14 protein-coding genes and 3 pseudogenes are annotated in these 15356 nt (G+C 35.9%); 8 read left to right on the forward strand and 9 right to left on the reverse strand.

The features are described 5' to 3' along the window. Window positions 1–57: 57 nt before the first annotated feature. From AC01GB_RS15225 to pabB, 6 genes and pseudogenes are all read right to left on the reverse strand, one after another. Window positions 58–915 carry a PTS mannose transporter subunit IID gene (locus tag AC01GB_RS15225; protein ID WP_474452564.1) on the reverse strand — a complete coding sequence of 286 codons (858 nt, stop codon included), beginning with the start codon at window positions 913–915 and terminating at the stop codon, window positions 58–60. A gap of 15 nt (window positions 916–930) precedes the next feature. Beyond that, a complete protein-coding gene (locus AC01GB_RS15230) occupies window positions 931–1731 on the reverse strand; it encodes a PTS mannose/fructose/sorbose transporter subunit IIC (RefSeq protein WP_474452566.1) in 801 nt (266 codons plus the stop codon). A 74-nt stretch (window positions 1732–1805) separates the two neighbouring features. Then, window positions 1806–2774, reverse strand: coding sequence for a PTS mannose transporter subunit IIAB (manX, locus tag AC01GB_RS15235; protein ID WP_474452569.1), 969 nt, complete (start codon window positions 2772–2774; stop codon window positions 1806–1808). Window positions 2775–3222: 448 nt separating this feature from the next. Then, a pseudogene (locus AC01GB_RS15240) lies at window positions 3223–4526 on the reverse strand (L-serine ammonia-lyase). Between the two features lie 301 nt (window positions 4527–4827). Then, window positions 4828–5331, reverse strand: a complete 504-nt coding sequence (locus tag AC01GB_RS15245; protein ID WP_474452570.1) for a CoA pyrophosphatase — start codon at window positions 5329–5331, stop codon at window positions 4828–4830. Between the two features lie 5 nt (window positions 5332–5336). Then, window positions 5337–6698 carry an aminodeoxychorismate synthase component 1 gene (gene pabB, locus AC01GB_RS15250; RefSeq protein WP_474452571.1) on the reverse strand — a complete coding sequence of 454 codons (1362 nt, stop codon included), beginning with the start codon at window positions 6696–6698 and terminating at the stop codon, window positions 5337–5339. 124 nt (window positions 6699–6822) lie between these two features. Here pabB and AC01GB_RS15255 point away from each other — a divergent pair, with 124 nt between their 5' ends. Continuing rightward, window positions 6823–6993: a YoaH family protein gene (locus AC01GB_RS15255; RefSeq protein ID WP_072012868.1), complete on the forward strand. Its 171-nt coding sequence runs from the start codon at window positions 6823–6825 to the stop codon at window positions 6991–6993. Window positions 6994–7337: 344 nt separating this feature from the next. On the opposite strand, the pseudogene AC01GB_RS15260 reads toward AC01GB_RS15255, so the two are convergent. Next, a pseudogene (locus tag AC01GB_RS15260) lies at window positions 7338–7505 on the reverse strand (DNA polymerase III subunit theta); the annotation flags it as partial. Window positions 7506–7767: 262 nt separating this feature from the next. Between AC01GB_RS15260 and ftnA the strand changes: the two are divergent. Together ftnA and AC01GB_RS15270 are read left to right on the forward strand one after the other, a co-directional pair. Then, window positions 7768–8271, forward strand: a complete 504-nt coding sequence (gene ftnA / locus AC01GB_RS15265; RefSeq protein WP_474452572.1) for a non-heme ferritin — start codon at window positions 7768–7770, stop codon at window positions 8269–8271. A 183-nt stretch (window positions 8272–8454) separates the two neighbouring features. Next, window positions 8455–8805 (forward strand): DUF2511 domain-containing protein, encoded by a 351-nt coding sequence (locus AC01GB_RS15270; protein ID WP_474452573.1) that lies wholly within the window; start codon window positions 8455–8457, stop codon window positions 8803–8805. Between the two features lie 305 nt (window positions 8806–9110). On the opposite strand, the gene AC01GB_RS15275 is transcribed toward AC01GB_RS15270, so the two are convergent. After that, the gene (locus AC01GB_RS15275) at window positions 9111–9344 is read right to left on the reverse strand and encodes a DUF1480 family protein (RefSeq protein WP_474452574.1); all 234 of its coding nucleotides are present in this window, start codon (window positions 9342–9344) and stop codon (window positions 9111–9113) included. Between the two features lie 606 nt (window positions 9345–9950). On the opposite strand from AC01GB_RS15275, the gene AC01GB_RS15280 reads away from it, so the two are divergent. The 3 genes from AC01GB_RS15280 (at window position 9951) to prc (ending at window position 13277) form a co-directional block, all read left to right on the forward strand. Beyond that, window positions 9951–10397, forward strand: a complete 447-nt coding sequence (locus AC01GB_RS15280; protein WP_474452912.1) for a GAF domain-containing protein — start codon at window positions 9951–9953, stop codon at window positions 10395–10397. Between the two features lie 95 nt (window positions 10398–10492). Continuing rightward, window positions 10493–11215: an RNA chaperone ProQ gene (gene proQ / locus AC01GB_RS15285; RefSeq protein WP_474452575.1), complete on the forward strand. Its 723-nt coding sequence runs from the start codon at window positions 10493–10495 to the stop codon at window positions 11213–11215. A gap of 19 nt (window positions 11216–11234) precedes the next feature. Beyond that, entirely contained in the window at window positions 11235–13277 is a 2043-nt protein-coding gene (gene prc, locus AC01GB_RS15290; RefSeq protein WP_474452576.1) for a carboxy terminal-processing peptidase, read from the forward strand. Window positions 13278–13436: 159 nt separating this feature from the next. On the opposite strand, the pseudogene AC01GB_RS15295 reads toward prc, so the two are convergent. After that, a pseudogene (locus tag AC01GB_RS15295) lies at window positions 13437–13802 on the reverse strand (tyrosine-type recombinase/integrase); the annotation flags it as partial. Between the two features lie 81 nt (window positions 13803–13883). On the opposite strand from AC01GB_RS15295, the gene AC01GB_RS15300 reads away from it, so the two are divergent. Further along, window positions 13884–14276 carry a hypothetical protein gene (locus tag AC01GB_RS15300; RefSeq protein WP_474452577.1) on the forward strand — a complete coding sequence of 131 codons (393 nt, stop codon included), beginning with the start codon at window positions 13884–13886 and terminating at the stop codon, window positions 14274–14276. A 282-nt stretch (window positions 14277–14558) separates the two neighbouring features. Next, window positions 14559–14795: a hypothetical protein gene (locus tag AC01GB_RS15305; RefSeq protein ID WP_474452578.1), complete on the forward strand. Its 237-nt coding sequence runs from the start codon at window positions 14559–14561 to the stop codon at window positions 14793–14795. Window positions 14796–15356 lie beyond the last annotated feature (561 nt).

A 15356-nucleotide genomic window follows, 5' to 3' on the forward strand; every position in this document is an offset into this window, starting at 1 on the left:
AAATTAAAAACGGGAGGTTGCAACCTCCCGCAATAGACAATGAAGAGATTGAGTCTGTTAGCCTAAAAATCTGGCCCAATAGCCAACAATGCCTAGAATAAAGAAACCAATGATAATCCATAGTGGATTAACCTTGCATCTCAACAACCACATACAACCAAAGGTTAGTAATAATGGCACTAAACCAGGCATTAATTGATTGAGGATAGTTTGTACGGTGGTAATTGTCACCTCACCAGTATTGGGATTTTTTATTTCTGATACGACTAAAGGGATATTAACATTTGTCCACTTATTGACTAATGCGCCCATGACAAATAGCCCTAGGATAGAAGCACCTTCGGTCATTTTTTGTAAAAAGCCACCCCCCATGTCATGAACAATATCGAGCCCTTTTTTATAGCCATAGGTGACACCGTAATAACGGGTTAATAAGCGAACTAAATTAAACAAAATAAAAAATAGTAGCGGTCCTAGTAGACTACCTGACATTGCAATTCCGGCGCCTAGAGCCGCAAATAATGGACGTACTGTGCCCCAAAAAATAGGGTCACCAACGCCCGCCAGAGGGCCCATTAAACCTACTTTGATACCATTAATTGCCCCATCATCGATATCCGCGCCATTAGCTCTTTGCTCTTCCATAGCTATGGTGACACCTAAAACAGGCGCTGCTACATAAGGATGAGTATTAAAAAACTCAAGATGGCGCTTAATGGCTTGTTTACGTTCTTCACTGTTTTCAGGGTATAAACGGCGGATCACTGGGATCATTGAAAAACAAAAGCCCAGGGATTGCATACGTTCAAAGTTCCACGATCCTTGAAAAAGATTGGAACGTAAAAAAACTCCGCGAATATCACCAGCAGTAAGCTTTTTTAGATTTATTTGGTTTACTGAAGTTGTATCTGCCATTATTTCGTTCCTTAATTAATTTAATTCATTATCTAAATCACTATTGCCGTTATTTTGCGAAGCAGCAATTTGTGATTGGTTGTATTTTGGACTGAGTTGAATATAGAGAATAGCCATCACAATACCAATCACGCCTAGTGCAACTAGGTTGAAATTGGTAAATGCAGCAGTTACAAAGCCCAAGTAGAAGAATGGCATTAGATAACCTGCACGCATCATATTGATTACCATAGCGTAACCGACAACAACGATCATACCGCCAGCAATATTCAACCCTTTAGTGACAACCTCAGGAATTGAATCCAGTAGGTGTTGGACTTCTGAAGTACCTACAGAGATAGCAACAATTAAAGAAGGAATAGCAATACGCATAGCCTGCAATAACAGAGCTAAGATATGAATTATGGTTAATGCACGTAAATTAGCAGATAATGCAGCGCGATCAGATGCATGTTGGAATGCAACAGTGATTGTCCGAACAATTACGGTCAATACTTGTCCTGCAGCCGCTAAAGGAATTGCTAGTGCAATACCGGTACCAATATCCTGTCCGCCGGCAATAACCAGAATGGTAGAAATAATTGAGGCTAGGGCGGCATCGGGAGCTATGGCCGCACCGATATTCATCCATCCGAGCGCAATCATTTCCAGCGTGCCGCCGATAATTATCCCTGTTTTTAGATCACCAAGTACGAGGCCAATTAGTGTACAAGCAATTAAAGGACGATGAAATTGGAATTCATCTAGTACAGAACCCATACCTGCAATACAGGCAACAAGGAAAACGAGTATGATTTGAACAACGGTAAGCTCCATTTGTTTATCTCCTGTAACCAACAACGTTGGTGAATCTATTTTTAAGCCGTGAATGGATAACCAAAAAAGGAAACTCAGTTTTTTGCTTTTTTGATAAGAGCTAACATATCCAGTTTGTTGTCACTAGAAACTTTACGCGCTTCAAGTTTAATCCCTTGTTTGGATAATTGATTGAAAGCCTCAATATCCTCATTATCGATTGAGATTGCATTGTTAACCTGTGTTTTACCTTCACGGTATGCCATGCCACCAATATTAACAGACTTTATTTCGACACCGCCGTCTACAAGGCGTAAAACGTCTGTTGGATTGGTAAATAACAGCATAACGCGTTCACCGGCATACTTAGGATTATTGTAGACACGAATACATTTTTCTACGTCGACCACATGCGCAGTGACACCCGGTGGCGCAACTTGTTTTAATAAGGTGGAACGAACATGATCTTTAGCAACTTCATTACTGACTACGATAATACGTTTAACTTTTGTCTCTTTGGTCCAGCGAGTAGCCACTTGACCATGAATTAAACGATCATCAATTCGTGCAAGGGCAATAAACATATGGCCTTGCGTAGCTGAATTGGTTACCTTTGGAGGGGGAGTTGGCGTCGGTGAATTTTGCGATTTATCGCTAGTCTGCTGATTGTTGAGCGCTTTAATTTCGCTGCGACCGGTTTCAATAGCAGTGTTGACTAATTCACTAAAAGTAGGATCATCATCACGGGATAGTAACGTAGCAACTAACATGGGGACGTTAACTCCGGTAACTATATCATATTTGTCTTTATCTTTACTTTCGATAATTCGACTAGCGGCGTTAAATGGACTGCCTCCCCACATATCTACTAAAAATAACACACCTTGAGAAACATCGAGCTCATTAAGCTTTTGATTATATTTTTCAATTAATGTATCAGCGTTTTCACCTGGAACAAAATCGATATAAGCGATATTTTGTTGTTCGCCAATCAACATTTCAGCGGTCATGAGCAACTGTTTTGCAGCAACACCATGAGTGCTAATTATAATAGCTACTCTCACTACTTTTCCCCTTAAGAAGTAGGTTAAATAATAAAAATGATTATTAGAGTGTACTCTCCGTTGACGGATGAATACAATCAAATAATCACTAATATGAATAGTTTTTCATGTTATAAAGCATTAACCATTATTGAAACTAATTAATTAGTTTATAGATTATCATTTAAATATAAGAAAAAATATGCCGCTGATCAGAAAATTTAAAATACATATAAATATATTTAGAGAAAGATAAATTTTATCAAGCAAGTTGATTTTGTGATAGTTGTTATTATCTTGTATGAAATAATAATAGAATTTAATTTGTAATTCTATAGATATAAACTGTACTTTAATACGGGGAAGATTTTTAACTAATTGGCTATGAAAATGTGTAATAAATAAAAATAACCCTTTTTATGGAAAGGGTTATAAACGATAAGGAATATATTTTAAGATGCGTGATAAATCAATCACACTGAACTTTAATAGCTAAATCTCCGCGAGAAGTTTCACGGTATTTAGCATTCATATCTTTACCTGTTTCATAGATGGTCTCGATAACTTTATCTAAAGAAATTCGGGGTTCACTTGTTCTACGTAATGCCATTCTTGCCGCATTAATAGCTTTTACTGACGCAATCGCATTACGTTCAATGCAAGGGACTTGAACTTGTCCTGCAACCGGGTCACAGGTAAGACCTAAATTATGCTCCGTACCAATTTCAGCGGCAATACAGACTTGTTCAGGATTGCTACCCAAATTCCGTTAATCCAGAAGCGGCCATTGCACAGGCAACACCGACTTCACCTTGGCAGTCGACTTCAGCACCTGATATAGAGGCATTCATTTTATAAAGAATACCAATTGCCCCTGAAGCTAAAAAGTAACGATTGTAAAGAGCCGGTGTAATAGATTCTATACAATGATCATAGTTAAGCTAACACAGCAGGAACGATGCCGCAGGCACCATTAGTGGGTGCTGTTACGACACGACCACTGGCGGCATTTTTTTCGTTGACCGATAATGCAAACATATTGATCAGATCAACGACATCCATTGGGTCATTGGACATTTTTGGGAAGCGGTCAGCATGCGATGTAATGACGGCGCGCGTCGGGGGGACGCGAAGCGGGCCGGGTAAAATACCTTCAGTATTAAGCCCTCTATCGATACAAGCCTGCATGGTATGCCAAATATTAGCAAAATAGTGGTCAATTTCTTCTTTCGGATGCAGCGCTAATTCATTTTTCATCATAAGACTAGAAACAGATAAACCGGTTTTCTTACAATGAAGTAACAGTTCAGCTGCTGAGTTATAGGCATAGGGTACTTTTTTATTAGTAGATATTTGTTGGTCAAAATGTTCTTCATCAACAATGAAGCCTGCCACCTATCGAGTAATATGTTTTACTGAAAATTTGCTTATCATTATTGAAGGCGGTAATGGTCATACCATTTTCATGTAATGGTAAACTATTATAATATAATGAAAATTTATCCCGCCTTGGCGTGGAAAATCAACATAATGGCTTGTATTTGCTAAAGATAAACCTTCAGTTTGCTCAATATTGGCAATAAAATCTGCAATTGATTCAATATCAACGGTTGCTGGCAAATTACCCGCTAAACCCATAATAATAGCAATATCAGTATGATGTCCCTTTCCGGTTAATGAAAGTGAACCATAAATATCAACAGGGATACGAGTGACGGAGGAAAGTAGATTTTTTTCTACCAATTGATCGACAAATTCTTTACCCGCTTTCATTGGACCAACGGTATGAGAACTGGATGGGCCAATACCTACTTTAAACATATCGAAAACACTGATCACTAAGAACCCCCTGGAAAAATAAAAACGATAAAGTAATCACTTAAGACTAAATGTTATGGTTGTAATATTACCGTGTTATAATGGATTGCCAGTTTATCGTTTTTTTTGAAATTTACTAGTAGCAGTGAATAAAATGTAAAATAAAAAGATTTTTTATTTTTTGCCTGTTTTAAACAAGTTGTAAGGCCAATTTATTTAGAATTGTTGCAGTTCATCCCCAAATTAGATATTGATTTTAGCGATAAAAGAACAGACGCTTTTTATGACCTGCATTATTGATCATAATGGAATGATGATGGGTTAAGGTGAGGGCGTGTTTCAGTGGGACTTCAAAAATACCGGCTACTTCGGCTGGATTTTTGTAATAAGAAACCTTTGTTGATAGTAATCCAACAATAGGCGTCACTAAATAGCCACTATGGCTTTTTATTGGCTGCATTTTTCCGAGGATCTGCACCTGATTTGGAAAAATATTAATTTCTTTATAAGATTCACGTAAGGCCGTTTCAATTAAATTATGATCATCGGGTTCACGAGCGCCACCAGGAAAAGAAATCTGACTAGCATGAAGGCGCAAGTTATCAGTTCTTTTGGTAAATAGCAGAGTGGGCTCAGGTTTACAAATAATGTGTAATGGTACAGCGGCACTTTTTTTTGCGTTATCGGTATTAACAGGTTGAGCGGTACCAGTGGCGATAGGTAATATTAATTGAAATCGGTTAATAAAATTATCTAACATATTCATTAACATTGATTATTTTCTAATACGGGTAATATTCTACTCAGTTTATCAAAAGTTTCTTGATACTCTTTTTCGGCGGTACTATCTGCCACAATTCCACCACCTGCCCAACAATAAAGGTTTTGATTTTCAGTTAATAAGGTACGTATGCTGATGTTTGTATCCATCGTACCGCAGAAACTGATATAACCAATCGCTCCGCAGTAACTATGGCGACGATGAGGTTCAAGTTCATCAATAATTTCCATTGAACGTATTTTCGGCGCGCCGGTAATTGAGCCGCCTGGAAAGCAGGCTTTTAATAGATCAGTGGGATGATAACTAGAAGGCAATTGTGCAACAATAGTGCTAACTAAATGATGAATAGCCGGAAAAGATTCAACCACAAAAAGTTCTGGTACACTGACTGTTCCTGGTATTGCAACTTTACCAATATCATTACGCAATAAATCAACTATCATTACGTTTTCAGCGCGATCTTTGGTTGATAATTGTAAACGTTTTATCTGTTTTTGATCTTCTTGGGCATCAGTCAGCCTAGGCAATGTGCCTTTGATTGGACGGGTTTGAATTGAATTGTCGTTCAGCCAAAGAAAACGTTCAGGGGATACACTGAGCACGCAATGTTGTTCTAAACGTATGAAGGCGGAGAAGGGTGCCTGATTATTTTGATTAAGTTTAAGAAACGCTTCCCATTCATTACCATGATATTTGGCTTTAAAACGTTGCGCTAAATTAATTTGGTAACAATCACCATCGCGTAAATATTGATGAATTTGGCTAATTTTATGGTGATATTGCTGTCTTGACATGTTACTTTGCCATGGTTCACACATTTGAAACTGTTCAGTTGGTATTTTCGTTTGGTTTTCTAACCATGACAAGCGTTGTTCAACATTTTGATAACTGAGCAAAGTTACTATTTTTTTATGGTGATCAACAATTAATGCCCAAAGATAAACACCGATCGCCATATCGGGAAAGCTTAATTCTTTCTTAGCAAGTTCCGGCAGAATTTCTATTCGCCGGCCTAAATCATAGCCCCATATACCTAAAGCTCCGCCTTGGAAAGGAAGATCGCTATTTACTGTGAAAGTGAGATTCAAATGTTGCATTTCACTTTTTAATAGTTCAAATGGATCAAGTTCTGAGCTGATTTTTTCATTTTCACGGTGAATTTGCGTGATACTGTCTCTTGTTTCTAACGTGGTTACTGGATCAGCGACTACAATATCAAAACGGTTATGTGGATGGCTTGCATTACCCGAATGTAATAACATCGCCCATGGCTGGTTGGCGATAGCATTAAAATAATTTAAAGCGGTATATAATGAATAAGGCAATTGAATTTTTTGCAGGCGCATATTTATTAGGCAACGATAAGGGTTATTAACGAATATACTACCATAAAATAACGTTTTTCATAGGTCAAACTATGCTAATGTTATATTGATTATTATGTTTAAATAAAAAATGAGTGAAAAATAAATGTTTTCAGATATGCCAACGTTAAATCATCAGGAGCAACAGGAAGCTGCTGAACGTATTCATCAATTGATGGCTGATGGAATGAGTAGTGGGGAAGCGATTGCTTTAGTCGCTAAGGAGATCCGTGCAAAGCATGCTGTTAAAAAGCAAACTGATAACGACCTTAAATAAGAGAAATAACATTTTTTATGTTATTGTGCATATTGTTGATAGAATTTTATTGCCTTTACAACTCTAATTATACTTACTTTTCATAAGAAAATGTTTAGGAGTAAATGAAAGTCATGGTTATAGAATCCCTTTGAGCGTTAGGGGTACGAAAAAATATCTTAGCTATCAGTGATTGTTAATTGCCAGGATGAAACCATTACTTATCAAATTAAAAGCGATTAGCGATTAATAAATTAACAGCAAAAAGTTGTCAGCATATTAACATTTATGGTTATTTTTATATTATCCTTTTCGCGGATCCTAAGGTAATTGATCCAGAGTATGAGAAATTTGCGAAATAGCTAAAGCCGCTTACGAAAAAGCTCTCGCAAATGTACCGCTTGCTCTGCTTCAACTCTATCGGAAATAACCGGCATATTGTATCTTTCTTTAAATGCCACACTTGCAGCGGCAAGATCAAGATTTAGTTTTTCCCTCTCCTCTTTTGCTAATTTGGTAAGATTGTAACTCATACTCGTATTTTCGACCCCATCAAATATGATTTCTACATTAATTTTAGTAAACGAGACATAGTTTGTCTTGAATAAATATATAACTATTTATTATTTCTATAATATTTTAATAGTGATTGTAATGAAAGTGATCTATTTTAGGCCATTATTTTGATCAAATAATGGTTAATTTTAGTTTTATTTTAATTACAACACGTTTATCATTGGTATAACTGAAGATAATAAAATTGAACTTTATTTAAAAACATAGGAAGTGTGAACAATGTTACAGCAAGAGATGGTTAAAAAATTAAATAAACAGCTTAACGTAGAGTTTTTTTCAGCAAATTTCTATCTGCAAATGAGTGCATGGTGTAATTATAAAGGTTTTGAAGGGGCCGCGGTGTTTTTAAAAACGCATTCTCAGGAAGAGATGGGGCATATGCAACGTTTATTTCATTATCTTAGCGATACTGGTGAAATGCCGATATTAGGTCAAATTGATGCCCCGCCTGCGGAATTTAATTCTGTAAAAGAGGTTTTTGAAAAAACCTATCAGCATGAACAAAATATTACACATGAAATTAATGCTCTTGTACATCTGGCATTGGAGATGCAAGACTACTCGACATTTAATTTTTTGCAGTGGTATGTTGCAGAACAACATGAAGAAGAAAAGTTATTCAAATCAACTTTGGATAAGTTTGAGTTAGTTGGCGAAGATGGTAAATCACTATTTTTATTAGATAAAGAGTTGAAAGCAATGTCTAGCGCTGTGCATGTTTAATTTATAACTTCCCACTTTGAGCACCAGTGGGAAATTTATTTTTTCTACTATCATTTAGCATTTTATTTTATCTTTTTTAAACAATTCAAAAATAAAAAACGGTTATAAAAATTATTTCTGATAATATGAATGATATTGTAAGTAATTGTATCTTATTATGATAAATTATAAGGAGATATTGATATGGTAAAGTTTATTAGGTTGGTATTACTATTAACAATAACAGTCTCTTTTCCGGTAATTTCATCCCCACCCATTATAACGGTTAGTAAAAAACAGTTTGGTGATAAATGGATTTTTAAGTGCGAGGAAGTAATGTTTGAGTGTCGCACCAATGGCGCATTATTGGTTATAAATCCTAATACCTTAATGCAATATCCTCTTAATAGTATAGCGGCAGAGCAGATGAAAAAGCGTGAAATTATCGCATCACCACTTTCAAGTATATTACTCAAACCGGCAGATTTATCACAGCAGAAAATAGACATCACTCCGATACTCAAAACCGCGCAAAATCTTTGTAAAACTAATTAAAAATTATTAATTTTGGCGACTGTCAACATTAAGAAAACATATCGAATATATTTCGAATTTGAGAGAAAGTAAGGGCAATTCAAATTTAATTTCGGGCTAGTAAATATTTTATTCTATGAAAACAATTAATGTTAACTTAATGTAATAAAAATATTTTTATCACTAGCTAATTTTGTAACTGACAGCTAGTATTAAATTGCATTTTGTTACGTCTCTATGACAAATTTTGGCGCACGGCTTTCTAGAGCGATTTCCCAAGACCGAGTATTGGAATTAGCTCGGTCTCTTTTTTAATGCTGATATGACTAAACTATTCTCATAATCCAATGATGCTTTTTTTTATCATAGTACTGGCGATAGAGAAGAACAGGTTTATTATCTAGTGTGGCCGGAATGCTTGTATTTTCATCCCAGCCATCAAGTTGCATACAAAATTCAGTATCTGATCCACAAGGAATACTGATAGTGTTTTCAGCTGCGTCAGCCAAGAGTGCATCATCAATAACGTAGGTGGAAATTTTTAGTTTTGCTCTCTTCATCTGTGATCCCCACTAATTATTTAAAATGTTAACAAATCGCTATAGATACTTTAAGTTTTTAGAATAGTATAAATGGAACGTTTTTCCAAAATTATTGGGATGGCGGTAAACGGGTGGATTTTTTACTATTATTCATTGAAAATTAACAGTTTTAAATAACTTTTATGTTAATGAAAAATGTACCTTAGACGAAATTATAAGCGACTAAATTACAAATAAATTGCGATAAATCAATATTGCTAATTTAAATACAAATAGGGCTTAGGTTAATAGAATAAAAAGATAGCCGAAAATGATTATCGCCGGTTTTTTTGTTATATGTTATTACTGAAAATGCTTATAATTTTTTTATTGAAACTTTTTTCATATTTAATAATTAGCTAAAATTTGAATTAATTTTCATTTATTGTGTGATTTGACCGGCCAGTTAAATTACAATAAGTTAAAAAACATAACGATTAATATAGCGAATTGTTAACCTAGAGAGATAAAAAATCGCCATATTGGTGATTTATCTACCAGATGAGTATATGTAGAATTTGACAAACGGGATGTTATGGGAAAAAAGTCTTTTATCATGATCTTTCATGTGATTTAACTAGCTTAATTGCAGGTGAATATGATTTTATTGCCACGCTTGCAAATACGAGTGCACTGCTGTTTGAAAGATTAGATAATATTAATTGGCTAGGGTTTTATCTGAAAAGTCATGATACGCTTGTGCTTGGCCCTTTTCAGGGCAAGGTTGCATGTGTACGTATTGCGCAAGGAAAAGGTGTTTGTGGGACTGCTTTTATGGAAAATAGAATACAGCGTATTGCTAATGTCCATTCTTTTACTGGGCACATTGCTTGCGATAGTCTCAGTCGTTCAGAGATAGTTTTGCCGCTAGCAGTCAATGGACAGTTAATTGGCGTATTAGATATTGATAGTCCTATTTTTCATCGTTTTGATGAAGAGGATGAAAATGGTCTGAAAGCCTTAGTTATAATACTTTGTAACCACTTGAAAGCGTGTGTTATACCAAAATATCCACAAATTAATGTAATTTAACAGTTGGTTTGCGTGGCAATTGTCTGCAACGCTATTATAATATCGCCTGTTCATGCCTGCGTTGGTTGGCAAAACCGTTGTAATCAGGAAATTTCATGGAAAATCAACCTAAGTTGAATAGTAGTAAAGAAATAATTGCTTTTTTGGCTAAGCGTTTTCCTCAATGCTTTATTGCTGAAGGTGAGGCTCGTCCACTGAAGATTGGAATCTTTCAGGATATTGTGGCAAGACTGACTGAAGAGGATGGTATCAGTAAAACCCAATTGCGATCTGCTTTGCGAATGTATACTTCTAGTTGGCGTTATCTGTATGGTGTCAAAGAAGGTGCTAAACGTGTTGATTTGGATGGCAATGCTTGTGGTGATCTGGAATCAGAACATGTGGAGTATGCGTGTCAGCAGCTAATGAATGCAAAGGCTCGTATTCAGGCTCAACGAACAGAGCAAAAATTAAGAAAACGGGAATTTCAACAGAAAGTCCAGAAGGTAGACAACGAAAAGATCTTATCGGCAACTTCTAGTAAGAAAAGTGAGTCTTCTCGCTCAACGACTAAGACTAAGGAAATAAATAAAAAACATAAAGATCATTCTTATTCTAAAAATCAAGCTAAAAAAACTCATAATAGTAAAATGGCCAATCTAGCCAAATTACAGTCTGTAACGGATATTTCTACATTAAAAGTTGGTCAAGTATTAAAGGTTATGGTTGGCCAAAGTATCGTAGATGCGTCAGTGCTTGAGATAGCTAAGGATGGTGTTCGGGTACAATTGCCGACAGGATTGGCAATGATTGTACGCGTTGAGCATTTAAAGTTCTGATACGGAGGTCAATCACGGCATGAATAATTATATTAAACTGGCTTTTGTGTTTGGTATAACTGCAATGGCTACGTCATTCGCAGATACTGTAGCACCTCCAACACTAATAACAACTCAGAAGCTTCCTCAGCTTCAACAGGAACGCCAGCATGCCATTATTAGCGAAAGAGTTGTTTCACGTTTTACTCGTTCTCACTATCGCCAATTTAATTTGGATGAAAATTTTTCTAGTAAGATTTTTGCTCGTTATTTAAATCTGTTGGATTATAGCCATAATGTTTTTTTACAATCGGATATTGACAAATTTGCTAGTGAGAAAAGCAAAGTAGGACAGCAGCTTGAAACCGGTCATTTAAATGAGTTTTATGCAATATTTAATTTAGCTCAACAGCGGCGCTATGAACGTTTTCAATATGCTTTATCGCGGCTTAATATGCCGCTAGATTTTGCTAATAACGATGTCATTGAAGTTGATAGAAGTAAAGCGCCTTGGCCTAAAATCGTTGAGGACCTAAATAAGCTGTGGGATGCAAAAGTTAAGTTTGATTGGTTGAATCTGAAGTTGTCAGGTAAAAATGACAGCGAAATTAAGCCAATATTAACAAAACGCTATAATTTTGCATTAAAACGTCTTGCGCAAACGCAAAGTGAAGATGTTTTTCAGTTGATTATGAATGCTTTTGCTAGAGAAATAAATCCGCATACTAATTATCTCTCTCCTCGTAATACCGAACAGTTTAACTCAGAAATGAGTTTGTCATTGGAGGGTATAGGCGCAGTACTTCGGCAAGATGAAGATTATATTATTATCAACTCAATGGTGGCGGGTGGTCCGGCAGCAAAAAGTAAATTATTAAAGGTCGGCGATAAGATTATTGGTGTAGGCCAAACGGGTAAGTCGATGACAGATGTTGTTGGCTGGCGACTAGATAATGTTGTTGCCCTTATCAAAGGACCTAAAGGTAGTAAGGTACGTCTTGAAGTTATTTCAGATTCGAAACGCGCCAAGCCCCATAGCGTGACATTAATTCGTGAGCATATTCGACTGGAAGATAGGGCTGTGAAACTCACGATCAAAAATGTTGGCAAGAAAAAAGTGGGCGTACTTGATATTCCCGGTTTTTACGTTGGATTAACTAATGACGTTAAAACACAGTTACAAAAAATGGCTAAAAGTCATGTCACGGCACTTGTCATTGATTTACGTGGCAATGGTGGTGGTGCTTTAACCGAAGCAGTATCATTATCCGGTTTATTTATTCCAAGTGGTCCAATTGTTCAGGTACGTGATAACAACGGTAAAATTCGTCAGGATGTGGATGATGATGATGTCGTTTATTATAAAGGCCCACTTACTGTATTAATTGATCGCTTTAGTGCATCAGCGTCAGAAATTTTTGCTGCTGCAATGCAGGATTATGGTCGTGCGTTAATTGTTGGAGAATCATCTTTTGGTAAGGGTACCGTTCAGCAATATCATCCTTTAAGTCGTGTCTATGATCATATGTTACGTCCAGATTGGCCGGCTGTAGGCTCTGTCCAATATACTATTCAGAAGTTTTACCGCATCAATGGTGGTAGTACCCAGCGCAAAGGTGTTACACCGGATATCGTTATGCCAACGGGTATCGATCCAGCTGAAACGGGTGAGAATTTTGAAGATAATGCCTTACCTTGGGGTAGCATTATGCCTGCTAGCTATAGTGTTGTCGGTAATATTAACCAATACGTTGTTAATTTAATTGCTAATTATAAGGAACGCATAGCGAAAAATCCTGAGTTTAAATATATTGAGGAAGATATTGCCCGTTATCGCGTTATGAAGGCGAGTAAAAATATTATTTCGCTTAATTATGTTAAGCGTGAAAAGGAAAATCGAGAAGCGGACACAATTAAATTAGGTCGTATTAATGAGCGCTTTGCTCGGCAAGGGAAAGCACCATTAAAAACGATAGATGATTTACCTAAAAATTATGAATTACCAGATCCCTATCTTGATGAAACAGTGAAAATTGCAGTTGATCTGGCGGATTTGCAAGCGTCGCATCAGACTAAAAAATAATTAAAATTCATTTTTATACTAAAAATCCAGCTATTGCTGGGTTTTTAGTACTTTTAAAACAATAAGTTAAATCTAACTCATTGTTTTTATTGACCTATAGATTACTGCTAATGACTATAAATAACTGTAGTGTGGTCAAATGTGGTCACTCTCAGATACCTATTTAAACTTTAAATGTAAAGGATTTAACCTTATTGCATCATCCAAATAATCAGGTGCAAAATGAGCATAAGTCATGGTCTGCTCAATTTTAGAATGCCCTAATATCCTTTGCAGGGTTATAATATTTCCTCCGTTAATCATAAAATGAGTCGCAAAAGTATGTCGCATAACATGAGTAGCTTGCCCTGCGGGTAAGGTTGGCTTGATGCGTTTTAAAGTATGTCGAAACTCAATATAATTAGCTGTGGGAAAAATAAAGTCTGTTTTTCCTTCGCTAATCATTTTATTAACTTCTTCCGATATCGGAACAGATCGCTTCTTACCTGTCTTTGTTTCGAAAAATGTCACTCTATTATGAATAATAGGTATAGGTCACGATATACGAATGGAATAAAAGAGTATTAACCTTGTCTACTTTACTCAACAGGACTCTAAAGGGAAAACATGAAGCAAAATTACCCCGAAAAAATAGCATTTTGTTTTCCTTCTCGTCAGATAAAGGAAGATGAGAAAGGCCTTGTTGAACTATCTATACTGTTATGGGTGGTAGATGATGATATTGATTATATGAGCCATCAATTTAGCATCTGGATTTCGATAGGATTTATCAATTTAGTTAAAAAATCGAGATATATCGTTAAGATTAATATTTATAAAAAGAGTACAAGGCTGTCTGTTAGCCCAAATCCAGATGCAGGGATTGTTGTTGAACCTGATAATACGTTGAGCAGCGATGAGCGTGTTGTGGCCTGTATGACTGAAAAAGTGAGTATTTTTGAAAAACCTGAGAATGGGATATATAAAGTAGATATAAGATTACATTTGTATAACAATTAAGAACAAACCATTGATATTTTATCAACGTATTTTGACGTGTATTTAACTTCATTGTTAATAGAAGATTAAATCATGGAAAAAATTAAATCGATCTCAGCTCATCCTGGATTTATTTCTAAAGGCAGTCATGGTGGCAGCGGAAGTGGAGGAGGTATGGAATCAATAGTAGCTAAACTATAATCCGATGTTGAATATACCAAGAGAGATGTTCATGAGTCTCTGGAAAATATCAGGCACATTGTATCTGAAACCAATGATATAAAAGCAAATATGGCACTCATTATGCAAAAGCTTGATGGACTATCGAAATTACCAACCGAAGAAAAAATGAACGTGCGTTTCATGGAAAATAATGTGAAATTTATTGAAGTGATGAGCGAAATTAAAATTGCCGCTGAAAAAACAGAGTCAAAAATCAGAGATGTCAGACTGCAAATTATTCTTTGGGTCCTTGGATTGCCTTCTATCATCTTTGGTGTTTATAAACTTTATACTGTCCTACCTAGTTTAGCTCTATGATTGAGCAAGATGACGATAAAGTTAGGCACCTACTTGCTTTATCGTTGTAAACTTCGCCTGTTAGGGCCCGTCATTTGTATTCACCTTAAAAATATTGAAATTTCCTAAGAGACAATATCTTTTTGGGACTATTTTCTCTATTTTTTTTACAAAAACACGACTTATTTAAAAATAAAAAATAAGCGCATGGATTTGCACAAGTTTTTGCTCACCTGAAATCACAGAAAAGGCCAGTACTGGCCTAGTCTAAATGGCGTTGTGCAACTGCACAAAAAACGACACCTTTAGCGGGCAGGCGCGGCGGGGCTACCACTGCAATTTTTCATGTTTTTTAGAAACGATCTCGAAAATCAAAAGTATAACCAATTTGTAATTTCCACTCTGTACATTAAATTCAGGTAATCACCTGATAAAAAATAAAACAATAATAATGAGAAATAAAGATAAATTGATTAGATGCATGGGAATATGCAATTAGAGAAAAATTTTTGATTTTTCAATCAATTTTTGTACAAAAAACTTAAATAACAAAAAATAAACTTATGTAACGATTTTTTACAT

The organism is Candidatus Arsenophonus phytopathogenicus (genome assembly GCF_056113345.1).

Bases quoted from the DNA above. Each gene is read 5' to 3' on its own strand.
- AC01GB_RS15225 (WP_474452564.1), bottom strand. From the start codon at position 915: ATGGCAGATACAACTTCAGTAAACCAAATAAATCTAAAAAAGCTTACT.
- AC01GB_RS15230 (WP_474452566.1), bottom strand. From the start codon at position 1,731: ATGGAGCTTACCGTTGTTCAAATCATACTCGTTTTCCTTGTTGCCTGT.
- AC01GB_RS15245 (WP_474452570.1), bottom strand. From the start codon at position 5,331: ATGTTAGATAATTTTATTAACCGATTTCAATTAATATTACCTATCGCC.
- pabB (WP_474452571.1), bottom strand. From the start codon at position 6,698: ATGCGCCTGCAAAAAATTCAATTGCCTTATTCATTATATACCGCTTTA.
- AC01GB_RS15255 (WP_072012868.1), top strand. From the start codon at position 6,823: ATGTTTTCAGATATGCCAACGTTAAATCATCAGGAGCAACAGGAAGCT.
- ftnA (WP_474452572.1), top strand. From the start codon at position 7,768: ATGTTACAGCAAGAGATGGTTAAAAAATTAAATAAACAGCTTAACGTA.
- AC01GB_RS15270 (WP_474452573.1), top strand. From the start codon at position 8,455: ATGGTAAAGTTTATTAGGTTGGTATTACTATTAACAATAACAGTCTCT.
- AC01GB_RS15275 (WP_474452574.1), bottom strand. From the start codon at position 9,344: ATGAAGAGAGCAAAACTAAAAATTTCCACCTACGTTATTGATGATGCA.
- proQ (WP_474452575.1), top strand. From the start codon at position 10,493: ATGGAAAATCAACCTAAGTTGAATAGTAGTAAAGAAATAATTGCTTTT.
- prc (WP_474452576.1), top strand. From the start codon at position 11,235: ATGAATAATTATATTAAACTGGCTTTTGTGTTTGGTATAACTGCAATG.
- AC01GB_RS15300 (WP_474452577.1), top strand. From the start codon at position 13,884: ATGAAGCAAAATTACCCCGAAAAAATAGCATTTTGTTTTCCTTCTCGT.
- AC01GB_RS15305 (WP_474452578.1), top strand. From the start codon at position 14,559: ATGCAAAAGCTTGATGGACTATCGAAATTACCAACCGAAGAAAAAATG.